The organism is Giesbergeria giesbergeri, assembly GCF_054779375.1.
On the sequence record NZ_BAAGYJ010000009.1, the window covers coordinates 17,983 to 42,854 of the forward strand.

A 24,872-nucleotide genomic window follows, 5' to 3' on the forward strand; every position below is an offset into this window, starting at 1 on the left:
GTCTGGAGTTTTTTGACATGAGCAACATCCCTGCCCCTACCTTCAGCACCTGTGATTTTTGTGATGCCTACAAAAATGATGACAGCGGTAGCTTTCGGGTACTGCCACCCGTTTTTCGAGATTTTGGCGGACTGACACAGTTCAGCGGCCCTATCAGTACGGTGCAGTGCCACGAAGACAACTCTCTGGTCAAGGCGGCCTTGGACACTCCGGGAGAGGGCCGGGTGCTGGTGGTCGATGGGGGGAGTTCTCTGCGCCGGGCGCTAGTTGGGGGCAATCTGGCCGCTGCTGCGGCCCGCAACGGTTGGGCTGGCGTGGTAGTGGACGGCTGTGTGCGCGATGTAGCGGAGCTGTCCGCCAGCGCCGTGGGCATTCGGGCGCTGGCTAACATGCCCCTGCCCACCGAAAAACGAGGCCAAGGTTTACGGGACGTGGCCGTGCGGATTCAGGGAGTTTGGGTGCGTCCGGGCGACTGGCTCTATGCCGATGCCGATGGCATCGTCATCCACACCACAGCCCTGCCATAAACCTTTTTGGGGCAAGCCAAGCTTGCCCCGCCAATCACAAGCCTTGGGCCTGCAAAGCCAACTGATTGAGCATGAAATCTAAAAAAGTGGGCACGCACTGCAAATGGCCTGCAGGGGTGGCAGGACAGTCGGTCAGGTTGACCAGATCACCTGCCCCCTGAGCCTGCATGGCTTGCAGGGTTGTCAAAGAACTGGCGTAGGGCACCGTGCGATCATCACGGCCATGATAGAAGTGGACAGGCAGATTGGGCTTCCAGTTGTGAACGTTGCTCAGCCGCTCTAGATTTTGCACATCATCAGACAAAAAGTTGTCGATAAAGGTGGCATCGATCACCACGTCTGCATCATCGGGCAGCAACTGTTTGAGCAAAGCACGACGCACCTCCCTTTGTGCGCTTCCCCCCAGATAACGCAAGAAACCTGGATTGATCAAGGCACCAATCAAGCGGTTTTCGTTGCGCACCACATCGACCAAGCCATCCATAGTGGCTTGCACGTTGTAGGGGCCACTGCCCACCACCACCTGACGCAGGTTTTGCAAATGGGCTGAATGGCTGTTTTGCAAGGCCCGGTAGGCTGCCAATGTGACATAACCACCTTCTGAATACCCCGTCAGGAAAAGTTGACCATTGTCACCCACCCCCTGTTGGCGGCGCCAAGTCTGGGCCGCTGTCAGAAAATCGACCGTGGCAGCCGCCGATGGTACGGACAACAAGTATGGATGGGGCGCCCCTTTGGAGACGCCATAACCCACATAATCGGGAGCCAACACGATATAACCCAGCGAAGCCATGAGCACTGCGACTTCAGAAGCCACAGCGTTGTTGCTGGGTGCTTCTATGTCACGGAAAATAGTGCCATGCTGGTAACTCAATACCGGGCTGGAAGCTCCTGGCATCTTGACAGGCACACTGACCAGCCCAGACGCCCGGATCAATTGACCATTGACGTCCGTAGTCATGTATTCCAGACGATAGGCCGTCACGTCGTAGCGGGGCTGCAAATTCTGCACCCGGGTCTCTTCGGCCTGCAAAGCCTGGGCCATGTCTGCCGTGGTGATCGTGGCCAACACCGTAGCGGCCTTGAACTCACCTGAACCCACCGGGGTTACAGGCACCACGGGAGTGTCTGGGCCGCTGCCTGTGTCGGTGTTGCCGTCTTCACCACCACAGGCGGCCAATGCGGCCACCAATACCCAAGTCAGGGCCAGACGGGGCCAACGGGAAACAGAATGTTGCATAGATAAAACTCCTGTGGCGAAAGAGCCCGTTGGTGGCACACCGGGCATCAATAACGATAGGCCAACCCCACAGAAACACTGTAGTTGTCTGGCTTGACGGTGAGCGGACTGCGACGGGCATCGCCACGCAATTGGGAGTAGCGCAACCCACCCAACAACACCCAGTGGTGGTGCAAGTTCTGACGCCAATCTACACCCACCTCGGTGCTGTGTACCCCCGCGCGGGGTTGAAAGGCGGGCAATGGCGTGGTAACGCCTGCCAACGCCGCAGGCACACCAAAAAAGCTACGCATGTAGGTGCGATCGGCCAGATGCAGGCCCGCTACCAGCGCCAGCTCGGTGCCAGGGGGCAAATCCAACTCATAGCGGGCGGTGTTGTTGAGTATGGCCCCTCCACCGCGCCCCAACAAATCTTGGCTCAGCGAGCTTCGGAAAGACCAATGGTCATTAGCGTCATAGACGACGCCCAAACGCCCACGCAAAGTGCGCCGAATTTCTGGTAGGCCTTGCAGCCGGGGCTCATCACCCGCTTTTCGCCCTCCGCCAAAGCGCAAAGAGCCTGTCAGACGCATCTTGCCATGATCGACCAAACGGGCACTCAACCCAGACTCCGCCCGATCCAAATCGCGATCGAGCAGGGCGCCCCCACCACCAGAACTAAGGGTGTAGCGCCCCAGCGCCACCCCGATCACTGGCCTCAGGCCCGTACTGCGCCGATCACTGCCCGCATAGCTGGCTCCATTGTCTAACGTAGCGCCCAGCGCCCAAACAAACCCAGCATGTCCTGGTGTGCCCTCGACAGGTGCTGTGGTTGCTGGCGCACCCTGCGCACTTGCGTTGGCAGACAACGCCATGCCCACAGCACACAGACAGGCTTGCCAAGCTGTGGTGGTAGAGAAGGTGTTCATTTGGGCAATTATGAATCAGCCCATTGCACCCAGCCAGTCCAGGCCGTGAGCAACACCAACGCCCCAAAGGCAATACGGTAGTAGGCAAAGACAACAAAACTGTGCGTGCTGATGTAGCGCAAAAGCCAGCGTACACAGAGCCAAGCACTGAAAAATGAGAATACCAGCCCCACGGCAAACATCGGGGCATCAGCCCAATCCAGCAGCGCCCGCTCTTTGTACAGGCTATAGACCCCAGCACCAATCAGCGTGGGCATAGCCAAAAAGAAGGAAAAGTCGGTAGCGGCCTTGCGTGACAAGCCCAACAACATGCCACCGATGATGGTGGCCCCACTGCGGCTGGTGCCTGGAATCATGGCCAAGCACTGCACCAGCCCCACCTTGAGGGCATCGATGGTACCCATATCGTCTACCGAATGCACCCGAACAACAGACACTGGACGGCGCTCAGCCCACAAGATGATGAAGCCCCCAATAATGAAGGTGCTCGCCACCACCACCGGCGTGAACAGGTGTGCCTTGATGGCCTTGCCCAACAACAAGCCCATGACCACCGCTGGGACAAAGCCAATCAACACATTGAGTGCAAAACGCTGTGCCTGTGGTTGCGTAGGCAAGGCCACCAATGTGGCCCGGATTTTTTGCCAATACACCAAAATGACAGCAAAAATCGCCCCCGTCTGGATAGCAATGTCAAATACCTTGGCCTTGGCATCATCCATACCCAGCAAGGCACCCGCCAAAATCAGGTGCCCGGTTGACGAAATGGGCAAAAACTCGGTCAACCCTTCTACCACCCCCATGATGGCGGCTTTGACCAACAAAACGATATCCACGGTTGTCCTTCAAGCCCGCAGGCGGGCCAAAAAAGCGCGGATTATCCGCCTGCGCTGTGGCTAAGACTTCTCATGCACCTAGAAACGTGCCGCCGTTTGTCCCAACGTGCGTGCGTTGCACGCCGCCAAATGGCATTTCGTCGCTGGTGGGTGGCCTTGGCTACCGTGGCTCGGCACAGTGGCGGCATCAACCAACCGACGCTTTCACCATGCAGCCACTGACACCCACCATCGCCATCCATCTCACCGCAGCATTGGCGGCCACCGCCATTGGCCCCTTGGCCCTGTGGGCGCGACTGGGCCGCTCCACTTACCCACGCTTGCACCGCGCTGCTGGCTATGCTTGGGTGATGCTGATGCTGATTACTGCGCTGTCTGCACTGTTTATCCGGGATGTACGCGGGCTTCATCTGGCGGGCTACAGCCCTATTCATTTACTGATTCCCGTCACGCTGCTGAGCGTGGGGCGGGGACTGTGGTATTTGGCAAAGCACAACATCACGGGCCACCGACTCACGATGCAACGGACTTATATCGGCGCTTGTGTCGTGGCAGGGGGCTTTACGCTATTGCCCAGCCGATTTTTGGGGCAGTGGCTATGGGGTCATCTGGGTTTGCTCTGATCTCTCGTCCCATTCCGATTCAAGCTATGCAAAATTTTGATTGGCGCTCCTTTGGGGGCCACGGTTTAGCTACTACCCTGTGCTGTGGCCTGATCGCTTTGGCACTGGTATTGGCCCAACATCGCACTTGGGACGTTGCGCTTGTCTACTCTTTGTCGATTGGACTGATCAGTTGGCTGGTGATTGATCTGGGCCGGTGGTGGTGGTGCCAAGCCCAAGCCGTTGCGTGGCCCCGAGGCTGGCGGGGAGGGGCCCTGCTGGCGCTGGGCATAGGCAGCGGCTTTGTATTTGGCAAGGCGCTGGGGGATGCTTATAGCGGTGGCCGCCCGGAGGCACTGCACCTGTGGACACCCCATGATACTGCCTTGACCTTGGCGATCACTGTAGTGGTCAGCGTGTCTATGTCGTTCTTTTTCTATAGCCGGGGCAAAGCCCGGTTTTTGGAAACACAGATGGCTTTGGCTCAACGCGATGCCGCACAGGCCCGCCTGAAACTGCTGGAGGTTCAATTGGAGCCACACATGGTGTTTAACACCTTGGCCAATCTACATACCTTGATTGCTACCGATCCGGTGCGCGCCCAAACCCTGCTAGAGCACCTGATTGCCTATTTGCGTGCCACCCTTGGTGGTTCGCGCAGCACACAACACCCCTTGACCGAAGAGTTTGAGCGGGTGCGCGACTATCTGGAAATCATGGCCGTGCGCATGGGAGCAAGGCTGACCTATACGCTGGACTTGCCTGAGGCCTTACACGATCTTCCTGTACCCCCGCTATTGCTCCAGCCCTTGGTGGAGAATGCTATCCGCCACGGCTTAGAGCCACAGGTGCAGGGCGGGCACCTGCTGGTGCAGGCCCGTGTTGTAGAGGCAGCACCCACGCGCCTGCTGCAATTGCAGGTGCTGGACAATGGCGTCGGTCTGGCAGCCACGGCCGCGGCCCATCTACAAGAGGGCGGCCACTTTGGTTTGGCCCAAGTGCGTGAACGGCTTAGTACGCTGCATGGCCCCACCGCAACGCTGGAGCTGGCCGCTGCGAGTGCCGGGGGCACCAGCGCCAACATCACCTTGCCCTTACCGCCTGAGACTTGCCCCACATGACATCTCCTCCCCGCGCCTTGATTGCTGAAGATGAACCGCTTTTGGCCGCAGCCTTGGAGCACGCACTGCGTCAGGTCTGGCCGGAGTTGCACATTGTGGCCACGGTGGGCGATGGCATCAGCGCCGTGGAGCAGGCATTGGCATTGCGCCCCGATGTGTTGTTCTTCGATATTCGGATGCCGGGCCAGACGGGTTTGGAAGCCGCTGCTCAACTGGCGGATGCTTGGCCTGCCGACCAGCCTTTTCCAGCCTTGGTGTTGGTTACTGCTTACGAACAATATGCGGTGCAAGCCTTTGAAGCGCAGGCGGTGGACTATCTGCTCAAACCGATACAGACCGCGCGATTGCAAAAAACAGTACACCGACTCCAGCAGCTACGGCAGCAGCCATTGCCCTCTGCACCAGCACTCGACGCCACGGTAGAACAACTGCGCCAACTGCTGACGGTGCCGGGCTTGGCCAGTGCTATGCAGGTACCATCGCCACGCCCACTGCTCACGGTGATTCAAGCCAGCAGCGGGGCACATCTGCATTTGGTTCCGGTCTCAGACGTGTTGTACTTTGAGGCCGCCGACAAATATGTGCGCGTACTGACCGCCGAGCGTGAATTTTTGATCCGCACCCCCCTCAAAGAGCTGGTAGCACAACTAGACGCCCAAGTGTTTTGGCAAGTACACCGGGCCGTGCTGGTGCGTGCCAGCGCCATTGCCACAGTCGTGCGCGATGAGGCTGGTCGATTACACCTGCAATTGCGCCAACGACCAGAGAAACTGACCGTGAGCAGGCTGTATGCGCACCGTTTTAAGGCTATGTGAGGCCCACTGCCCATTCAAGCCTCGTCAGGCAGTTCGATCACTTGTGCCCACGGCAGGCCATCCAACGCCTCGTAGTGGGCAACGATCAGGGTGCGACCGGGCTGCGCTGCCGCATCGGCCAACGCCTGTTGCAGGTACTGCACCGAGGCACGATCCAGCCCAGCCATCGGCTCGTCGATCAAAGTAAGAGTAGCCCCGGAGGCCAATGCCGCCGCCATCAGCACCTTGCGCCGGGTGCCCGCCGAAAGCTGGTACAACGCTTTGTCCAGATGCGGCTCCAAAGCAAACCCCGCTACATGGGCTGCTAACGCTGCCGCATCCCAGTGGCTGTGGCGAGCGGGCAGACTGTCCCACCACTGCTGCACGCTCAAGGCGTCTAGGGCGGACGAGCGCGGGTCTTGCCAGAACACCTGCTCGCGGTAGGCTGGGGCGTCTTCGTGCAGCGCCACACCCGCCAGCGTGAGCGTGCCAGACTCTGACAACACATCACCGGCCAGCAATTGCAGCAAAGTGGTTTTGCCACTGCCGTCGCTACCTAACACCAGCGTCGCACCAGCCCTCACCGTGACTGACCAATGCGCCCAGAGTTTGCGCTCTGGGTAGCCAAAACACAGCTCTTTCACTTGCAGCACTGCGGCCTTATCGTCCATCTACACTCCTTGTTTGCCACGGCTTGAAAACCCGCCGCACACTACCTATTTTGCATTTGCCGCACAATCGTTGCCCCGCTACCCGATGCCTGCGCACCATGACCTTGTCTTACCTCGATTTTGACTACAGTGAAGACGATCAGGGCATCAGCACCTGGGATGCCATGGCTTGCGTGCCTGCACAGCGCCTGGCCGCACTACTGGCCGAGATCACGCTGGTGCTGAACTGGGCACAGCAGCAATTTGGCGCTCAACGCGGCCCACTGGATGAAGATGGCCTGTGGGACTACGATCTGCAAAGCCAGTCAGAAGACCATGCGCCTGCCCTGCATCTGCACTACGACGAAGAAGCCGGGCAGCTCGCCTTGGGCCAGCCTCCCGAGCCCCACGCCCGCTATACCCTGACCTTGACCCTCAGTGGCAGCCCTCCCTTTGCCCAAGCCCTGCGGGCACGCTTTGGGCTGGATACAGAATAATTTCTCTCTTTTGGATAAAGCCCCGCATGACAGACCACTACGCCGCCCTAGGGCTGGGCAGCGATGCCTCGCTGGCCGACATCAAAAAAGCGTTTCGGCAAAAAGCCTCGTTTTATCACCCCGACAAGAACCCCGCACCCGATGCAGCCGCCCGCTTTCGCGCTGTGCAGCAAGCCTACGAGGTGTTGTCCGACCCAGAAGAGCGCCAAGCCTACGATGACAACCGACGCCGCAATCTGTTGGACGACCCACTAGAAACCGCCCAAGCTATTTGGCAATCGTATTTTCAGCAGGTGCTGGCAGGCGTTCAGCCACCGCGCTAAGGCGCCACCACCTGCCCCTCTACGTCTTTCCACCTATTTTTCTGTCAAAACACATGCGACTGACTTCCTTTTTCCATCCTCTGCGCTCGGCTTACCAAGCTGAATTGGACGACCTGACCTCTGACTCCGAAGGCAAAGACGTGCTGCGCAAACGCTTGGCCGACAAACGCAAGGAACTCGATTTTCTGGTGCAAATGATCGAGCTCAGCCCCGAAATGGTGGCAGTGGTCTTTCATCGTGCCTTCCGCTTTGGCAACGCAGCGGCCACCTTAGAGCGATTTTTGACCCACGAAAACAGCCAACCCCACTGGGCAGAGTTGGCCCCCACCGTCACGTTGGAAACTTGGGCACAACCGCTGGCGCAGCGTGTGTTGCAAGAACCACAAGGTGCTTGGTTTCTGGCCGTGGCAGCCTGTTTGGAATACCTGCAACAACACCCCCGCCTAGGCTTGGCCTCCGCCGCTGTGGACGAAGACGACGACAACGCCCAAGACCACGAAGACAACGACCGTGACGACGACAACGCCCAGCCCCTGAGCGCCGACGATGCCACCGACCCACAAGACGAACGCAGCCGCGATGAAGCCAGTGAAGACTGGCTGTCCGGACAAGGCTTTGATCGCAAAGACTAAGCAGCAAGCAGCACCAAGAAGCCCCCCATGAGCAACCACCTGGCCCTCATTACCCAAACCCAAAGCCTGATCGCCGCTGGCGACATCGTTGGCGCCGAATACGCACTGGCCGAACTGGCCGACACCGAAGGCGACCACGCCCTGATGGAAGTCATCGCCCAACTGCCCGCCAAAGACGTGCTGGCGGTGATCCGGGAATACGACTCCTCGCGTGACTCGGTGGTCAACCTGCTCATCACCCCTGAGCAGTTTGCCCGCGCCTTGGTGCTAGAGAAACAATACAAAGACCTCACCCACACCCACCTGCGCGGCATGGTCAACGGGATCATCTTCCGCGACGAAGCCGATCCCCTGGAGTTTTTGAACGCGATTGGCGATTTGGAAGGCGGCAGCGAAGCCTTGGCCAACTACTTTGCCGAAAAGTGGAGCCGCATCGAGGCTTTTGCCCGCACCGGCCACTTTGACACCATCGAAGACGACGGCGATCTGCTCAGTGACGACGAACTGCGGGCCTCAGCCTATGTGCGTCCTCACATCAGCCAAGACGAAGTGGCCGATGGCGACTGGATGGAGTTGGCCTGGCTGCTGCGCTACGAATGCCGCGACCTGTTCATTGAAATGCTGTTGGTGCTGCGCGCCAAGGCCCGCGCCCACGACCTTGGCTTGGGTGAAGAGGAAGAAGCCGAAGAAGACGATGGCAAATTTGAAACCCGCGACACCGACCGCGGCAAAGCCACCCCGGTAGCCCGCGACCCGGACGAAGAATCGGCCATCTGAAAGCAACCGCGTCTATGTCTGCTTCGGCCCTTCTTTCTCCTGCCGCTTCGGCGCTTTCGCTGCACGATGCCCGCCCGTTCTTTGAAAAGGCGCTGGTGTATGGCGTACAGCACGGCCTGCTGAGTGCTGCCAAACTAGACGCCATCTGCACTGAAGCCCCCAAAGGCATGGTGCAGATTGCCCGCTACTTTGGCAACGAAAACCTGCGCCCCGATCTGGAGCAGGCCCGACTGCGCATCGTCAATTTGGTCAGCCTGTACCTGCTGGAAAGCTGTGGTGGCGACCTCCATCTGGCGGCGCAGTCTCTGCGCGACCACAGCCTGCTGTCGCGCTCCAAAGGGGGCTCCGAGATGCTGAAAAAACTCATCTCTATGCCGCAAAACACCCACTTTGCCATGCACGACCGCGAGGGCTTTACCGAGGCCCAGATACCGCAACTGGCCAAGTGGAGCCTGCAAAGCCATGCCCAGTACCAGGCCGAGTTGGCTGTGCGCCAACCCATCGGCCAACTGATCGACGCTGCGTTGTGGTTGGCCGCCCGTTTTGACTTGCACGCTGATGATCTGGAAGAAGCAGGCACCGATGCCGAAGCCGTGATTCGCACCGCCCTGCTGCTGCACACCTTGACCCCCCAAGCGCAGCAATGGCCCGACAGTGTGGGTTTTGAAGCTCTGATTGGCGCATTGCGCAAAAAGACGGGCTCTATCAGCTTGACTCTGCCAACACAGTTTCCGGCAACACTGCGTCCAGCAGTAGAACGTGTGCGCGCCAGCGTACTGTCCGACTTGCCACGCCTGCGTGACACCAGCCAGAACTTGCGCACCTTGCTGCGCAGCCCAGCCTTCAGTGGTCACTATTTCTGGCAAGAAGATCCGCTGGCCGAAATCGACCACTATCACCACAGCCTAGACGATGAAGCCCACGGCCACGATCCAGCCACAGCACCCACCAGCGGTAGCAAGACTTGGCAACGCGTCACACAAGGTCAATCGGATGAACATGCCCTGCTCACGCTATTTTTGTATCTCTCGGTAGGAGCGCCCAAACGTTACGTGCCTGCAGACAAAACCCTACTGACCGAAAAGGCAGCGGTTGCCCTGTTGCGCTCCATTCAACAACGCGGCTTGCACCCCACACAAGCAATCGACTTTATCCGCAGCCATGCCCCGGCTGCGCACCAAGACACTTACTGCACGCTATGGCAAAGCTTTGTCGAAGAATCCCACCGCACCCTGTGTGGTGACCACCACGGCCAACGCCAAGAAGCCTTGGCATTGCTACGACGCGAATGCCATATCATGGATTAACACAGGACGCACCCCTACGGCCTGTGGCTGGCGTGGGTGGTGCAAGAACTGTTTGACTCTGAGATCCATCTCGCTGAGATGGTGGTTCATCCAATCTGTCAGTGCATGGCGCAGGTGGGCTTGGTCTAGGCACAATTGTGCTGCCTGGCACAAAGCAGCATGAATATGCTCTCTGGATTGGGCATGGGCCGCCCGGTGCTCCAACAGGCTAGGGCAGCCGTTGTCAGACAAAATGCTTTCTTCCAGCGCATCGTGATGGCTGGAAATGACAAAAAAGTCGTTCAACAACGACCACAGCCGCTGCTGTGCCATGCCACCACGGTCTAGCAACTCGATCATCTCACGGCCAATTTCCAGCAAGATGATGTGCTGTGCATCCAAATCGGCATTGCCCACACTCAGCGCCGGACTCCAGTGCAGAAGGTGCTCATCGGTCATAACTGCCTACCCCCAATTCCCCTTGGTACACCAGCAGGGCCACCAGCAAGAAACCCAGACAAATCACAATCTTGGGCTTAGCGCTGTAGGCAAACCGCAGAATTTTTTCCATGATGGAACGCTGCATGACGAATTTCCCCATAAAAAATAGGGATTCATCATGAAAACGTTTTTTTACACCCTGATGAAAAAACCTGCCTCCGTGTAGACCCGCACCGCACAGGCCAGCATCAGGGGCTTATTCGCCGTGGTAATGGGGCAGACGCTTTTCTTTGAACGCCTGTATACCCTCGGCATAGTCGTGGCTGTTGTATACCACCCGACGCAAACTCTGAATACGCTCAAAGTCTCCTGGTGACACTGCATTGGCACCCGCCAAAATGCGCAACTGCTCTTTCATCACACTCACTGCCAAGGGAGCATTCTGCGCAATAGTGCGGGCCATTTCAAAAACATGGGCTCCAATATGCTCGGCAGGCACCACGCCATTGATCACCCCTTGGCGCTCTAAGCGTGCGGCAGTCATGGGGCGCCCCGTGAACAACATCTCTTTGGCAATATGCGGGGGGGCCACATTCAAGAAGGTCAGCAAGCCTGTGACGTTGTAGGGTACGCCCAACTTGGCTGGGGTGGCCGCAAAGGTGGCTTCGGGGGTAGCAACCACCATATCGCAAGCAAACACCAACTCACAAGCTCCACCCCACACACCACCTTCGATCAACGCCACCACAGGGCCAGGAAATATTTCCACCTCCCGGATCAACGTGCGCAGCGAGTCTTGCCAACTCAACGGATCATGCCCGCCAGCCGGCAACTCCGTCACATCATGCCCCGCAGACCACACCTTGACGCCAGGCAGCGCACGCAAAATGGCTACACGCACCCCTGCCTGCTTGAACTGGTCAAAAGCCTGAATCATTTCCTGCACCATGTGCTCAGACAAAGCGTTGCGCTTGGCCTCGTGGTGCAATGTGATGGTGCCGATACCATTGCTGACCTCGGTCAGAATGAGGGAGGGTGCTTGCATTTCAGTCGTATGGCTTGGTATTTGCATGAAAAATCCTGTGCCTATGGGCCGCAGGGGAATCCTGCCACCGCCGCTCACTGTGGGACAGGGCGGCCCAGCCATTATCGGCTGCGCTTGTGTCGCTGCCATGACCACGGCCTGACCGCTGGCTTTGCCGCATCTTAAAATCGCGCTCCTTGCGCCACCATTGCGCATGCTCCTGCACAGGCCCGCAGTACCCCTGCGGGCCTGTGGCGTTTTCAACACCTCTTGTGACCGCAGGGTTTTCTCGGAGAGAACATGCACGCTTTACTCAGATTGTCCCAGGGCATCGACCGGCTCAACAGCCAGATTGGCAAATACGTCTTGTGGCTCATTTTGGCCTCTACCGTCATCAGCGGCGCCAACGCTGTGGTGCGCAAGGCATTCAACTACAGCTCCAACGCTTTTCTGGAGGTGCAATGGTATTTGTTTGCAGCCGCCTTCATGCTGACAGCAGGCTACACCTTGCTACAAGGCGAACATGTGAAGGTAGACGTCATCGCCAGCCGCTTGTCTAAGCGGGCACAAATTTGGATTGATATTTTTGGTTTCGCCTTCTTTTTGACTCCGGTCTGTTTGGTGGTGCTCTGGTATGGCGTTCCGTTTTTCCTACAAGGCTACCAGTCCAATGAAATGTCGGGAAACGCTGGCGGCCTGATCCGCTGGCCGGTGTATGCACTGATTCCAGCAGGCTTTGTGTTGCTGTTGCTCCAAGGTTGGTCTGAACTCATCAAACGCTTGGCCTTCTTGCATGGCCTGATCGATGACCCTACCGTGAAGAAGATCGAGAAAACGCCAGAAGAAGAACTGGCCGAAGCCATCCGCCGCCAAGCGGAAGCCCAACCCAGTCAGCCTCACTGAGCGTCCCTATCATGGAATTCATTACCCACAACATTGCGCCGATCATGTTCGGCGGCCTCATCATTTTTTTGCTGCTGGGCTTTCCAGTGGCTTTCAGCTTGGGTGCCTGCGGACTGTTTTTTGGTTTCATCGGCATTGAGCTAGGTTTACTGCCAGAGGCGCTGTTGCAGGCATTGCCACTGCGCATCTTTGGCATCATGCAGAACGAAACGCTGCTGGCTATTCCCTTCTTTACGCTAATGGGCCTGATCCTAGAGCGCAGTGGCATGGCCGAAGACCTGCTCGACACCATTGGTCAGCTCTTTGGCCCCATCCGAGGTGGCTTGGCCTTTGCCGTGATTTTTGTGGGGGCGCTGCTGGCTGCCACCACGGGGGTGGTTGCGGCCTCGGTCATCTCGATGGGCTTGATCTCGCTGCCCATCATGCTGCGCTACGGCTACGACCGGCGCATTGCCACAGGCGTCATTGCCGCCTCGGGCACCCTAGCGCAGATCATTCCCCCCTCGCTGGTACTGATCATCCTGGCCGACCAACTCGGACGCAGCGTAGGCGATATGTACAAGGGCGCGTTTCTGCCCGGCTTTATGTTGACTGGGTTGTATGCCCTGTTTGTGATCGCCTTGGCTGTCTTCAAACCCCATTGGGTGCCAGCGTTGCCCGCCGAAGCCCGCACCATCCGAGAAGACAGCGGCAAAACCGGCCTGCCTTCTTTGACGGTACTGACGGCACTGTGCACTGCGGTGAGTGTCTATCTAGGCAAGAACATGGTGACTGTGCACTCTTGGTGGAAGGGCGAAGCCGTGCAGCAGGTGGCCTTGGACGAAACCATTGTCGTGTCGATGTGCGCTGGCGTGGCCTTGGCTTTTGTCATCGCAGTGGTCAACAAGGTATTGCGTCTGGGCTTGCTCTCACGCATGGCCGAGCGCGTGACTTTTGTGCTCATTCCACCACTGTTGCTGATCTTTTTGGTATTGGGCACGATCTTTTTGGGCGTAGCCACCCCCACTGAGGGCGGTGCCATGGGTGCATTGGGTGCCTTCGCCATGGCCCTGGCCCGTGGCCGCCTGAATATGTCGTTGCTGCAACAGGCACTCAACACCACCACCAAACTCTCGTGCTTTGTGGTGTTCATCCTGATCGGCTCCACCGTATTCGGGCTGGTGTTTCAGGGGCTGGACGGCCCACGCTGGGTCGAGCATTTGCTGGGCAATTTGCCTGGTGGACAAACAGGCTTTCTGATTCTGGTCAACGTCATGATTTTCTTCTTGGCGTTTTTCTTGGACTTTTTTGAGCTTTCATTCATCGTGGTGCCATTGCTGGCCCCGGTGGCCGACAAGCTGGGGATTGACCTGATCTGGTTTGGTGTGTTGCTGGCGGTGAACATGCAAACTTCATTCATGCATCCCCCCTTTGGCTTTGCCTTGTTCTTTTTGCGCAGTGTGGCCCCGAGCACGGCCTACACCGACAAGGTGACCAAAAAATTGGTACAGCCCGTGACGACCATGCAGATTTACTGGGGTGCCGTCCCCTTTGTGCTGATCCAGATCGTGATGGTGGGATTGATCATCGCCTTCCCAGGCATTGTGTCGGGCAATCTGGACAAGGCCCAGGTTTACGACATGGACAAAATCCAGCAGCAAATGGAGGCAGAAATGCCGGATGCCACACCGTTTGGCTCCGACCCCTTCGCCAACGAAGAAAACCGCACCGACAGCGCCGATCCGGCCAGCCCCTCAGCCCCGGCGGAGTCAACCCCTGACCTGCCCGCCACCAGCGATGCAGATGCCCAGGCCGAACTGCTCAAGGCGGCGCAGGAGAGCGTGCCCTCCGACAAAAAGCCCTGATCTCCTTGGCCTGCACACCAAAAAGCCCTGCATTGCAGGGCTTTTTTTATCGGGTGATTGTGGCGTTAACCGGTGTTGCGTAAACCCGCTGCAATACCGTTGATCGAGATATGGATACCCGTCTGCACGCGCTCATCACCCTCCCCCTCACGCCAGCGGCGCACCAGTTCTACTTGCAGATGGTGCAGCGGGTCGATGTAAGGGAAACGGTGGCGAATCGAGCGGGCCAACGCCGTGTTATTGACCAGGCGCTGCTTCTCGCCAGTGATGCGTGCCAGTGCCTCGGCGGTACGGTGCCATTCTGTTTCAATGGTGCTAAAAATCTTCTTGCGCAGGCGGGGGTTGTCTACCAACTCGCTGTAGCGCGAGGCCAGTGCCAAATCACTTTTAGCCAACACCATGTCCATGTTCGACAGCAGCGTGCTAAAAAACGGCCACTGGCGGTACATCTTGCGCAACAGCGCCAGCTGGGCCTTGGGGTCGGTGCCTTCGGCATGCAAAAAGGCGTCTACCGCCGCACCAAAGCCATACCAACCTGGCAGCGTCAGGCGGCACTGGCCCCAACTGAAGCCCCAAGGAATAGCCCGCAAATCCTCAATCTTTTGTGAAGGCTTGCGCGAGGCCGGGCGCGAACCGATATTGAGCTCGGCAATCTCGCGGATGGGCGTGGAGTTGAAGAAGTAGTCGGTAAAACCGGGGGTCTCATAGACCAGCGCGCGGTAGGCGTCCATGCTGGCCTGTGACAGCTGGGCCGCAGCCGCCAGAAAATCTGGCGTGGCCGACTTGGTGGGCTGCAACAAGGTGGCCTCCAAAGTGGCTGCCACCAATGTTTCCAAATTGCGGCGGCCAATTTCGGGGTTGGCATATTTGGAGGCAATCACTTCGCCTTGCTCTGTCAGGCGAATCTGGCCGCGCACGGTGCCTGGGGGCTGCGCCAAAATCGCTTGGTAGCTGGGGCCACCGCCCCGACCTACCGTGCCGCCACGCCCGTGGAACATGCGCAAACGGATGGGCGTGTTGCCCGCAGACAGCTCGTCAAACAGCTCCACCAAAGCGATTTCTGCCCGGTAAAGCTCCCAGTTGCTGGTAAAGATGCCGCCGTCTTTATTGCTGTCGGAGTAACCAAGCATGATGTCCTGCTCGGCACCACTGCGGCGCACCAAGGCCGCTACATCGGGGAGTTGGTAGAACTCGCGCATGATGGTGGGGGCGTTGCGCAAGTCTTCAATCGTCTCAAACAGCGGCACCACAATCAGGTCGCAATGGGCTTGGCCCCATACCGGAGAGGCCTGCCCCAAAGTGCCACGCAGCAGCCCCACCTCTTTTTGCAACAACAGCACTTCCAGCAAATCGCTCACGGTTTCTGTATGGCTGATGATGTAGTGCCGGATGGCCTCGGCCCCATAGCGGCGGCGCATTTGCAAGGCTGTCTCAAAAATCGCCAACTCGCTTTGCGTATGTTCAGAATACGGCACGCCCTGCACCCGCAACGGACGTGCGTCCTGCAATAGACGCATCAGCACAGCCCGTTTGGCAGCCTCGCCCAAATCCGCATAGTCTGGCTCAATACGGGCCACAGCCAATAACTCGGCAATCACCCGCTCGTGCTGGTCAGAGCTTTGACGCAAATCCACCGTAGCCAGATGGAAGCCAAACACCTCTACCGCCCGTATCAACGGGCTCAGACGTTCAGGCACCAAAGCAGCACCGTGGTGTGCCTGGAGTGAAGCGGCAATCGTGCGCAACTCGGCCAAAAATTCGGCCGCATCACCATAGGGGTTTTGCGGTGCCACGGCATGGCGTGCCGCTTCGGTACCGGCCAACTGCTCTAGGGTTGCTGCCAGACGCGCATAGATGCCTGTGAGGGCGCGGCGATAAGGCTCATCTTGGCGGTGGGCATTGCTATCGGGCGAGCTTTGGGCCAAGGCTTGCATCTCAGGCGTTTGTTCCACCAGCCGGGCCGACATGGACAACTCGCTGCCCAACAAATGCACCTCGGTCAGGTAGTGGCGCAGGGCCACTTCACTCTGACGGCGCAACGCCTGCTCCAACGTGGTGGCACTGACATTGGGGTTGCCGTCGCGGTCACCACCAATCCATTGCCCCATGCGCAAAAAGCTGTGTACGTGCTGATCACCCAGTTCGCTTTCCAACTCGGCATAGATGCGTGGAATTTCGCGCAGAAAGGTGGCCTCGTAATACGACAGGGCATTTTCAATCTCGTCGGCCACGGTCAATTTGCTGTAGCGCAGCAAGCGGGTTTGCCACAACTGGGCCACCCGGGCGCGCAATTGGGCTTCGTTGGCAGCCAAAGCGCGTGGAGTCAGGGCGTCTTTGGCACTGTTGTAGAGCTGTGCGCGCTCCACAATGTCGTCACGGGCACCCAAGAGCTGCGCAATGCCGCGTTCGGCGTCCAGAATGCTTTTGCGCTGCACCTCGGTGGGGTGGGCGGTGAGCACCGGAGCCACATAACTGCTGGCCAGTGCCTCGGCAATGGTGCTGGGTGCAATGCCCTCCCAACGCAAGCGCGACAACGCCACAGCAATGCTGCCCTCTTGCGTATCACCCGCACGATCGCGAATGGTGCGGCGGCGGATGTGGTGGCGGTCTTCGGCCAAGTTGGCTAAATGGCTAAAATAGGTGAAGGCGCGGATCACGCTCACCGTTTGGTCGCCACTCAAACCCTTGAGCAACTTTTTAAGCGCCTTGTCGGCGTCGTGGTCGGCATCCCGGCGAAAAGCCACCGAGAGTTTGCGCACCTGCTCAATCAGCTCAAAAGCGTCTACGCCTTCTTGCTCACGGATCACATCACCCAGAATGCGCCCTAACAGGCGGATATCCTGGATCAGGGGCGCGTCTTTGTCGGTTTTACGCGCCGGTGGGGCTTCTGTCTTACGAACGGACGAAGTCATTTTGGTTGAGTCTCCTGGCTCAATGGTTTTAAAACTGGAGCCATGCTAGCATCCCGCGCTTGGCTAACCATGTGCCATACAGCCGGTTTTTCTCCTAGGTTCGCCCTCTTTTTGCTCCGCCTGCCGCGATGACTTCCCAAGCCCCCTCCTTACCCTCCATCGTCATTGCCACACGCGAAAGCCGCCTGGCGTTATGGCAAGCCGAACATGTACAGCAGCTGCTGCAAGCGCGCGGCCATGCGGTCTCCTTGCTGGGCATGACCACCTTGGGTGACCAAATTTTGGATCGCAGCCTGAGCAAAGTGGGGGGCAAGGGGTTGTTCGTCAAGGAACTAGAAACCGCTCTGCACGATGGGCGGGCTGATATTGCCGTCCATTCACTCAAAGACGTGCCCATGGAGCTGCCCGAGGGCTTTGCCTTGGCCTGCGTGATGGAACGCGAAGACGCCCACGATGCCTTTGTTTCCCCCCACTATGCCAGCTTGCAAGATTTACCCGCCGGTGCGGTGGTGGGCACCTCCAGCCTGCGCCGTCAGGTGCTCTTGCACGCCCTGCGCCCCGACTTGCACATTCAGCCGCTGCGGGGCAACCTGGACACTCGGCTGCGCAAACTCGACGAGGGCCAATACGATGCCATCGTGCTGGCCGCTGCCGGGCTCAAGCGTCTCAACCTGCATGAACGCCTCCGCAAAATCTTCACCCCCTCCGAGATGTTGCCCGCCGCAGGCCAAGGTGCCTTGGGCATTGAGGTGCGCAGCGACCGCCAAGACTTGATCGATGCTTTGGCTCCCCTAGCACACCAGCCCACCTGGCTGCGCGTGACAGCCGAGCGAGCCGTAAGCCGTTGTCTGGGGGGCAGTTGCTCCATGCCACTGGCGGCCCACGCCGTGTTGCACCATGACCAATTGCAACTGGATGCTGCTTGGGGAGACCCAGAACAACAACAGGCACTGGTACGCGCCAGTGCCTGTGCCACCGTCACCACTTTGGCCGATGCCGATGCGCTAGGACAGGCCGTAGCGGCACAGCTACGGGCTGGCGGTGCGGGCAGCTAAGAAGCAACCACAGCACACCCACCCCACTCCCTTTGTGCGCCTGCCATGCCACCACGGATCGTCATTACCCGCCCTGCGCACGAAGCGGCGCAGTGGGTCGCTGCATTGCAATTGCGTGGGCTGCCAGCGCAGTCTTTGCCCCTGATTCAAATCACGGCCCCCCAAGATACCGAACTGGTGGACAGGCTGCACACTGCGCGACAGCAATTGGCACAGTACGATGCGGTAATGGTGGTCAGTGGACAAGCCGCCCGGTACTTCTGGACGCCTGCTGCGGTTCAAACCCTGGCCTGTTTGGTGGCTACAGGCCATGCACCCAGAGTGTGGGCACCCGGCCCCGGCACCGCCAGCACATTAGAGGCACTGGGTATGGCGCCTTCGTGCATCGACCAACCCGCCAACGATGCCCCACAGTTCGATTCCGAAGCCCTCTGGCAACAGGTACACACACAGATCCGGCCGGGCTGTCGGGTCTTGATTGTGCGCGGCAGCAACGCCACAGCCTCTAACGCCCCCACAGAAGGCTCTGGGCGAGATTGGTTAACCCACCAATTACAACAGGCAGACGCTCTGGTTCACACAGTGGTTGCCTACCAACGTACCGCCCCGCATCTCACACCCGACGAAAAAGCACTGGCCGTACAGGCCGCCCATGATGGCTCACTTTGGCTGTTTAGCAGTTCACAAGCCATCGCCCATCTGCAAGCGCAGCTACCCACACAGTCTTGGCAGCAGGCATTGGCCCTGACCACACACCCTCGCATTGCGGCAGCAGCACAGGCCATCGGCTTTGGCACAGTGCGTCAATGCCGCCCCGCACTCAAGGATGTAGCAGTCTCGATAGAATCCATGCCATGAGCTCTGCGCCTTCTCCCGACCTGTCTGCTGCAACCCCGGTGCCGCCGACAACGGCCTCTGTAGCACCAGAGGCTGCGCCCGGCGGTGCAGGCAAGCTGTGGAGTTACAGCTTGGCTGTCGTAGCCACCCTGGCGGCAGTGGGCCTGACCAGCAGCACCTTGCTGTGGCAAAAGCTCCACACCATCCAAGAACAGCTGGCCCGTCAAAGTGCCGATGCTGGCACCCAAGCCGTAGAAGCCCGCACCTTGGCCCGCGAGGCACAAGAACAAGCCAACGACAACGCCACCCGACTGACTGTGGCCGAAACCCGCCTCAACGAGGTAGCTTTGCAACGCGGTCAGCTAGAAGAGCTGATGCGCAGCGTCTCACGCTCACGCGATGAAACGCTGGTGGTCGATATTGAAGCGGCCTTGCGGCTGGCCCAGCAACAGGCCCAGTTCACCGGCCATCTGGAACCTCTGGTGGCTGGGCTCAAAAGCGCACAGCAGCGCATAGAGCGGGCGGCACAACCGCGCCTGCAACCCTTGCTACGGGCCATGGGCCGCGATCTGGAGCGCCTGAGCACCGCCCATGTCGCCGACACCGCCGGTCTGCTGGCCCGTCTAGACGACTTGGTACGCCAAGTGGACGACCTGCCACTGCAAAATGCGGTGGCGCAGGCAGCAGCCACGCGCCGCCTGCAAGCCAAAGCCAACGCCCAAGCCCATCACAGCAGCACAGCCCCTACCGCCGACCAACCGTGGTGGCAAACCACCCTGCTGCATGGCTGGGAGGTCGTGTGGGACGAAGTGCGCAGCTTGGTTCGTGTCAGCCGCATAGACCAGCCCGAGGCCATCTTATTGGCGCCAGAAGAAGCCTTTTTCCTGCGTGAAAACCTCAAACTCAAACTGCTCAATGCCCGTTTGGGGATACTGGCACGACAATCTGAGTCGGCCCGCTCCGACTTGGCCACCGCCAGTGCCGCCATCAATAAATACTTCGATCCCGCCTCGCGGCGCACCCAGAATGCGGCCACAGTGCTGCAACAGGTGCAGACCCACATGAAAAATACCGAGCTCCCCCGTCTAGACGAAACCTTTGCCGCCCTGGGCAGTGCGGCAGCAGGCCGTTAAGGCCCAGAAAGCACCCGCCTATGCGTGCCGCCCTCTGGCTTTTGGCCCTTTTTGCTGTTGCTGTGGCCTCGGCACTGTTCGCAGGCAACAACCAAGGCACCATCACCCTGTTCTGGCCCCCTTACCGACTAGATTTGTCACTGAATCTAGTGTTGCTGCTACTGGTACTGGGTTTTGCCACCATCTATGCGGCTCTGCGTGGGCTAGCGGCTTTGCTGGCCCTGCCACGCGAAGCCCAACGCTGGCGCCTGCAACAAAAAGAACGGGCCATGCACGCAGCCCTGCTGGATGCCTTAGCCCAATTCATGGCAGGGCGATTCTTGCGCTCACGCAAAGCAGCCCTGCTGGCACTGGCACAGGAGGCCGCCCTCACCCAAGCAGGTGAGGCCATCCCCCACGCACATCAACTGCGGGCCTTGGCCCATCTGATTGCGGCCGAAGACTCCCAGGCACTGCAAGACCGCAAGCACCGTGAACAACATGTGCAACAGGCCATGGAGCAAGCCCCCGCCCACGGCACTGCCCATGCGCAGGTGCTGCGCGAGGGCATACAACTGCGGGCAGCCCGCTGGGCCTTAGAAGACCACGATGCCCGCAGCGCCTTAGACTGGTTAGGAGCCTTGCCCCAAGGAGCAGCACGCCGCACGTTGGCGTTGCGCATTCGGCTCAAGGCCGCACGCCATGCCCACCAGACCCAAGATGCCCTAGAAACCGCCCGCCTCTTGGGCAAGCACCGTGCGTTCTCTGCAACTGCAGCCCAAAGCATTGTGCGTGGGCTAGCCACCGAACTGATAGACAGCGCACACGACCACATCCAATTGCAGCAAGTTTGGCAATCGCTCGAAACCCACGAACGCGCCATGCCCGAGTTGGCCATCCATGCCGCCCAGCGCCTGAGTGCTTTGGGGGGAGACCCTGCCCAAGTGCGCCACTGGCTACTGCCTGTATGGCCGCTGCTGCAAGAATATCCGGGCACTCTGAGTGATACCCTGGCCCTCAAACTGGTCTGCACCCTAGAAGCCAGTCTGCATGAAATAGATGCTCCCTGGCTAGCGCGCATTGAGTCCGCTGCCCAAGCGCAGCCACAACATGCCCGCCTGCAATACTTGGCTGGCGTAGCTTGCCTACAGCGTCAATTGTGGGGCAAAGCCCAGCAATTGCTGACCCCATGCAGCCAGCAATTGCCCGATACGGGGCTGCGTCGGCGGGCTTGGTTGCACTTAGCGGCTCTGGCAGAACGGCGTGGTGACACCCCAGCCGCCACCACAGCCTGGAAACAGGCAGCCCAAGCCGAATAACCAGTGGCGCTGGCCCCCCTATGCCGTCCATGCGCCCACCTCCCTCCTCGCGCGACTGGTTGCCCTACCTGACTGGGGCCAGCGTGATTGGCATTCTGATCGTGGTGCTCACTGCTATGGCACTGTGGCAAGAAACCCAGCGCCAGCAAGAACGCCACGTCACCCAGACGCAGGAAACCACCCATCTGCTGGCCCACCATATCGAATCCATTTTCGATCAGACCGACACGGCCCTGCAGTCAATTGCCTATCACTACACCGAACAACAGCACACAGGCACCTTCCATCCAGCACGCTTCAACGCGGCCATGCAACAGCAACTGACGCTGTTGCCACATCTGTACAGTTTGCGCATTACCGACCCCCAAGGCGTGCTGCGTTACGGCACGGGTGAACTCCAGCCACTCGACTTGGCCGATAGACCCTACTTCCAATCGGTGCGCAGCGCAACAGTTACGCCAGGCCATGCAGGTCTGGTCATAGAAGGGCCACTGCAAGATCGGCTGGGTGGCCGTTGGATACTGGTGCTGGCCAGGCGGCTAGAACAGCCCGGCGGTGATTTTGCAGGCATGGTCTATGCCACTTTTGCGATTGCCTCGCTCGACCATATTTTGAGCCAGACCCCCATCGGCCCCGCTGGGATGGTGGCTCTGCGCACCGCCCAATCGCTGACCCAGATCGCCCAATACCCTGCCACGCCAGACACCCACCACCGCCCAGAGCAGTCCAGCCCAGTCTCACCCAAGTTACACGAACACTTGGCTACAGCCCCCCACAGCGGCAGTTACTTGGATACCTCTCCACTGGACAGCATCACACGCTTTTATGCCTACCAACGGCTTGATAACTACCCTCTCTTTGTCATAGTTGGCAAAGCGCGTGAGCACTGGATGGCGGCTTGGGGGCCAAACACTTACCTGTTGCTGGGTTTTAGTGGCCTGATGGTGTTGCTCACATTGCTGGGTGCCCACCGCCTATACCGCATGGCCCAGCAGCATGGTCAGCGGCGCAGCGAGCAAAGTGCAGCCCAAGTGCTGCAAGCCTCGCCCATCGCCATGCTGGTGGTAGACCGGCAAAGCACCGTGCTGCGCGCCAACCAAGCCGCCTGCGCACTGTTGGGCTACACCCCCGAAGAACTGGTCGGCCTGCACAGCATCTATTTGCTACCACCATCTATGCACGATGTGCAAACGCAACTGGCACAACGCTTGCTGCAAACCGCTAGTCCTGCACTGTCTCCACTGTTGGAGCGGGAAGTTTTGCTGCTGCACCACTGTGGCAACCCAATTCCGGTGCAAATCACTGCGGCCGTGATTGAAGTTGACGGCCAACGTCAGGCCATTTTGGCGCTAGAAGACCTGAGCGCCCGCCAACAGGCCGAGAAAATCGTCCACGAAGTGCTCAAGCTACAAACGGCCATCCTCAACCATGCTGCCTATGGCATCTTGGCTACCGACCCTGCTGGAGTGCTGACACTGTTCAACCGCACTGCAGAGCAGATGCTTGGCTACCGGGCCAAAGAGGTGGTGGGTCGGCAGCGTCCCACCCTGTTTCACGACCCACAAAACCAACAAGCCGACTTTGTCACTCTGTTTGCGGGCCGCGATGATCACCAGCCCGTCCAAGACGAGATCATCTATGTGCGCAAAGACGGCAGCCATTTTGTAGGTTCGCGATCAGTCTCGGTGCTCAAAGATGAGCATGGAGCTGCCAGCGGCTACTTGACTATCGTGGCCGACATCTCTGAACGCCGGGCCAATGAACAACTGGTATCCAATGCCCTGGCACGGCTCAAAATGGCCACCGACATTGCCGACTTGACCATCTGGAGCTGGTGTTTTGCCAACGACCAGATTGACGGGGATGAACGGTTGCACCAATGGTATCGGCTGGCTCCAGAAGTACCACTTCAAGGCATCCGCCGCCGTGATTGGCATCGATGGGTGGCTGCCGACGACAGTGCCAAACTCGACGCTCGGATGGAACACAGTCGCCAGACAGGTGCCTCTGGCGGAGGCAGTTTTCGTGTGCAGCAGGCAGATCACAGCTACCGCCATTACGAGGCCCGTTGGATGCTGGAGCGCGACAGCAAGGGCCAACCCCTGGGCCTGCTGGGGGTGGTGCGTGACATCACCACCGAGAAAGAATACGCCCAAAGCCTGCGTGCGGCCAAAGACGCTGCCGATGCAGCCAATCAGGCCAAAAGTGATTTTCTGGCCAACATGAGTCACGAAATTCGCACCCCCATGAATGCCGTGCTGGGCATGACCGCCTTGGTACTGAACTCAGAATTGACCCCGCGCCAACGCGACCACTTAGGCAAGGCCCACGCCTCAGCACAAGCCCTACTGCAGCTGCTCAACGACATCCTCGACTACTCCAAAATGGAAGCGGGCAAACTGCAACTGGAGCAACAGCCTTTTGCACTGGCCACAGTGGTGGGCAAGGTGCAAGACATGTTTGCACATCGCCTAGAGGCCAAGCACCTAGGCTGGCAGGTTCTGCTAGACCCTGCACTGCCCACCCACCTGCTCGGCGATGCCTTGCGCCTAGGCCAAATACTCACCAACCTGCTGGACAACGCCATCAAATTCACAGAGCAAGGTGGCATCACCCTGTCCCTGACCGTGCAAGAGCAGCAGAACGACACCCTGATGCTGTGCGGCGAAGTCCGTGACACGGGCATCGGCATGACCCCCGAGCAAATTGCACGCCTGTTCTGTGCTTTCACACAGGCCGATGGCTCCATCACCCGCCGATACGGTGGCACCGGGTTGGGGCTGTCGATTGTGCAACGTCTGGTGCAACTCATGCACGGCCAAATCACGGTACACAGCAGCCCCGGCCAAGGCAGCACCTTTCGCTTTGCGCTCAGGCTCCAGTGTGTCACCACCACAGAGTCCCCGCATGCCCCCGTCACGGCTGCCTGCGTGGCACCACGGTTGACTACGGCAGCGCCAGCGCCCACGCCACCACAGCAGGCCAGCGTCGCGCACCACACGCGCCTCCAACTCGATGTTTTGCTGGCCGAACTCGAACCCCTGCTGATCCACAACCGCTTGGCCGCCAAGCGCGTGGGTGAACAAATCGAAACCCTGCTGCAACCCACCCCCTGGGCCGATAGCTTTGCAGCCGTCATGGGGCCGACCCGCCGACTTCAGTTCAAAGAGGCGCTCAACGCCTTACACCACTGGATAGCCAGCCTGCCCCCCGAAGAAAAACAATAATGGTG

At 59.1% G+C, this 24,872-nt stretch carries 24 protein-coding genes; 16 read left to right on the forward strand and 8 right to left on the reverse strand.

Annotated features, from left to right (window positions below; genetic code table 11):
* Window positions 1-17 precede the first annotated feature (17 nt).
* Window positions 18-527, forward strand: coding sequence for a ribonuclease E activity regulator RraA (gene rraA / locus ACYVB2_RS12830; RefSeq protein WP_382433711.1), 510 nt, complete (start codon window positions 18-20; stop codon window positions 525-527).
* Between the two features lie 34 nt (window positions 528-561).
* Here rraA and ACYVB2_RS12835 read toward each other — a convergent pair whose 3' ends face one another.
* Genes ACYVB2_RS12835 through ACYVB2_RS12845 form a run of 3 tightly spaced genes read right to left on the reverse strand, consistent with a single transcriptional unit; the run spans window position 562 to window position 3,511 of the window.
* On the reverse strand, window positions 562-1,767 hold the full coding sequence (locus ACYVB2_RS12835; RefSeq protein ID WP_382433709.1) for an alpha/beta hydrolase family protein: 1,206 nt from the start codon (window positions 1,765-1,767) through the stop codon (window positions 562-564).
* A 47-nt stretch (window positions 1,768-1,814) separates the two neighbouring features.
* The gene (locus tag ACYVB2_RS12840; protein ID WP_382433707.1) at window positions 1,815-2,675 is read right to left on the reverse strand and encodes a MipA/OmpV family protein; all 861 of its coding nucleotides are present in this window, start codon (window positions 2,673-2,675) and stop codon (window positions 1,815-1,817) included.
* Between the two features lie 8 nt (window positions 2,676-2,683).
* Window positions 2,684-3,511 carry an undecaprenyl-diphosphate phosphatase gene (locus ACYVB2_RS12845; protein ID WP_382433705.1) on the reverse strand — a complete coding sequence of 276 codons (828 nt, stop codon included), beginning with the start codon at window positions 3,509-3,511 and terminating at the stop codon, window positions 2,684-2,686.
* Window positions 3,512-3,720: 209 nt separating this feature from the next.
* Here ACYVB2_RS12845 and ACYVB2_RS12850 point away from each other — a divergent pair, with 209 nt between their 5' ends.
* From ACYVB2_RS12850 to ACYVB2_RS12860, 3 genes are read left to right on the forward strand one after another with little or no spacing between them, the layout of a single operon-like run.
* Window positions 3,721-4,134: a DUF2306 domain-containing protein gene (locus ACYVB2_RS12850; protein WP_382433703.1), complete on the forward strand. Its 414-nt coding sequence runs from the start codon at window positions 3,721-3,723 to the stop codon at window positions 4,132-4,134.
* 26 nt (window positions 4,135-4,160) lie between these two features.
* The gene (locus ACYVB2_RS12855; protein ID WP_382433701.1) at window positions 4,161-5,234 is read left to right on the forward strand and encodes a sensor histidine kinase; all 1,074 of its coding nucleotides are present in this window, start codon (window positions 4,161-4,163) and stop codon (window positions 5,232-5,234) included.
* Window positions 5,231-6,049 (forward strand): LytR/AlgR family response regulator transcription factor, encoded by an 819-nt coding sequence (locus ACYVB2_RS12860; protein WP_382433699.1) that lies wholly within the window; start codon window positions 5,231-5,233, stop codon window positions 6,047-6,049. Before ACYVB2_RS12855 ends, ACYVB2_RS12860 begins: the two co-directional genes overlap by 4 nt.
* A 14-nt stretch (window positions 6,050-6,063) precedes the next feature.
* Here ACYVB2_RS12860 and ACYVB2_RS12865 read toward each other — a convergent pair whose 3' ends face one another.
* Window positions 6,064-6,699, reverse strand: a complete 636-nt coding sequence (locus ACYVB2_RS12865) for an ABC transporter ATP-binding protein (protein WP_382433697.1) — start codon at window positions 6,697-6,699, stop codon at window positions 6,064-6,066.
* A gap of 98 nt (window positions 6,700-6,797) precedes the next feature.
* On the opposite strand from ACYVB2_RS12865, the gene ACYVB2_RS12870 reads away from it, so the two are divergent.
* From ACYVB2_RS12870 to ACYVB2_RS12890, 5 genes are read left to right on the forward strand one after another with little or no spacing between them, the layout of a single operon-like run.
* Window positions 6,798-7,175 carry a hypothetical protein gene (locus ACYVB2_RS12870; RefSeq protein ID WP_382433695.1) on the forward strand — a complete coding sequence of 126 codons (378 nt, stop codon included), beginning with the start codon at window positions 6,798-6,800 and terminating at the stop codon, window positions 7,173-7,175.
* 26 nt (window positions 7,176-7,201) lie between these two features.
* Window positions 7,202-7,498 carry a DnaJ domain-containing protein gene (locus ACYVB2_RS12875; RefSeq protein WP_382433693.1) on the forward strand — a complete coding sequence of 99 codons (297 nt, stop codon included), beginning with the start codon at window positions 7,202-7,204 and terminating at the stop codon, window positions 7,496-7,498.
* A 53-nt stretch (window positions 7,499-7,551) separates the two neighbouring features.
* Window positions 7,552-8,130 (forward strand): hypothetical protein, encoded by a 579-nt coding sequence (locus ACYVB2_RS12880; RefSeq protein ID WP_382433691.1) that lies wholly within the window; start codon window positions 7,552-7,554, stop codon window positions 8,128-8,130.
* A gap of 27 nt (window positions 8,131-8,157) precedes the next feature.
* Window positions 8,158-8,907 carry a hypothetical protein gene (locus tag ACYVB2_RS12885; RefSeq protein ID WP_382433689.1) on the forward strand — a complete coding sequence of 250 codons (750 nt, stop codon included), beginning with the start codon at window positions 8,158-8,160 and terminating at the stop codon, window positions 8,905-8,907.
* A 14-nt stretch (window positions 8,908-8,921) separates the two neighbouring features.
* Entirely contained in the window at window positions 8,922-10,214 is a 1,293-nt protein-coding gene (locus tag ACYVB2_RS12890; RefSeq protein WP_382433687.1) for a hypothetical protein, read from the forward strand.
* Here ACYVB2_RS12890 and ACYVB2_RS12895 read toward each other — a convergent pair.
* The 3 genes from ACYVB2_RS12895 to scpB form a co-directional block, all read right to left on the reverse strand.
* Window positions 10,185-10,652 (reverse strand): bacteriohemerythrin, encoded by a 468-nt coding sequence (locus ACYVB2_RS12895; protein ID WP_382433685.1) that lies wholly within the window; start codon window positions 10,650-10,652, stop codon window positions 10,185-10,187. The two genes, ACYVB2_RS12890 and ACYVB2_RS12895, sit on opposite strands and share 30 nt — an antisense overlap.
* The gene (locus ACYVB2_RS12900) at window positions 10,642-10,779 is read right to left on the reverse strand and encodes a hypothetical protein (protein ID WP_382433683.1); all 138 of its coding nucleotides are present in this window, start codon (window positions 10,777-10,779) and stop codon (window positions 10,642-10,644) included. Before ACYVB2_RS12900 ends, ACYVB2_RS12895 begins: the two co-directional genes overlap by 11 nt.
* A gap of 111 nt (window positions 10,780-10,890) precedes the next feature.
* Entirely contained in the window at window positions 10,891-11,706 is an 816-nt protein-coding gene (scpB, locus tag ACYVB2_RS12905) for a methylmalonyl-CoA decarboxylase (RefSeq protein WP_382433681.1), read from the reverse strand.
* Between the two features lie 252 nt (window positions 11,707-11,958).
* Between scpB and ACYVB2_RS12910 the strand changes: the two genes are divergently transcribed.
* Together ACYVB2_RS12910 and ACYVB2_RS12915 are read left to right on the forward strand one after the other, a co-directional pair.
* Window positions 11,959-12,561: a TRAP transporter small permease subunit gene (locus tag ACYVB2_RS12910; RefSeq protein ID WP_382433679.1), complete on the forward strand. Its 603-nt coding sequence runs from the start codon at window positions 11,959-11,961 to the stop codon at window positions 12,559-12,561.
* Window positions 12,562-12,572: 11 nt separating this feature from the next.
* Window positions 12,573-14,405 (forward strand): TRAP transporter large permease, encoded by a 1,833-nt coding sequence (locus ACYVB2_RS12915; RefSeq protein WP_382433677.1) that lies wholly within the window; start codon window positions 12,573-12,575, stop codon window positions 14,403-14,405.
* Window positions 14,406-14,470: 65 nt separating this feature from the next.
* On the opposite strand, the gene ppc is transcribed toward ACYVB2_RS12915, so the two are convergent.
* Window positions 14,471-17,317, reverse strand: coding sequence for a phosphoenolpyruvate carboxylase (gene ppc, locus ACYVB2_RS12920; protein WP_382433675.1), 2,847 nt, complete (start codon window positions 17,315-17,317; stop codon window positions 14,471-14,473).
* A gap of 128 nt (window positions 17,318-17,445) precedes the next feature.
* Between ppc and hemC the strand changes: the two genes are divergently transcribed.
* From hemC to ACYVB2_RS12945, 5 genes are read left to right on the forward strand one after another with little or no spacing between them, the layout of a single operon-like run.
* Window positions 17,446-18,372 carry a hydroxymethylbilane synthase gene (hemC, locus tag ACYVB2_RS12925; RefSeq protein ID WP_382433673.1) on the forward strand — a complete coding sequence of 309 codons (927 nt, stop codon included), beginning with the start codon at window positions 17,446-17,448 and terminating at the stop codon, window positions 18,370-18,372.
* Between the two features lie 45 nt (window positions 18,373-18,417).
* Window positions 18,418-19,230 carry a uroporphyrinogen-III synthase gene (locus tag ACYVB2_RS12930; protein WP_382433671.1) on the forward strand — a complete coding sequence of 271 codons (813 nt, stop codon included), beginning with the start codon at window positions 18,418-18,420 and terminating at the stop codon, window positions 19,228-19,230.
* Window positions 19,227-20,342: a uroporphyrinogen-III C-methyltransferase gene (locus ACYVB2_RS12935; RefSeq protein ID WP_382433669.1), complete on the forward strand. Its 1,116-nt coding sequence runs from the start codon at window positions 19,227-19,229 to the stop codon at window positions 20,340-20,342. Before ACYVB2_RS12930 ends, ACYVB2_RS12935 begins: the two co-directional genes overlap by 4 nt.
* Before the next feature lie 20 nt (window positions 20,343-20,362).
* Entirely contained in the window at window positions 20,363-21,640 is a 1,278-nt protein-coding gene (locus tag ACYVB2_RS12940) for a heme biosynthesis HemY N-terminal domain-containing protein (RefSeq protein WP_460536848.1), read from the forward strand.
* 29 nt (window positions 21,641-21,669) lie between these two features.
* A complete protein-coding gene (locus ACYVB2_RS12945; RefSeq protein WP_460536853.1) occupies window positions 21,670-24,867 on the forward strand; it encodes a PAS domain S-box protein in 3,198 nt (1,065 codons plus the stop codon).
* Window positions 24,868-24,872: the final 5 nt, after the last annotated feature.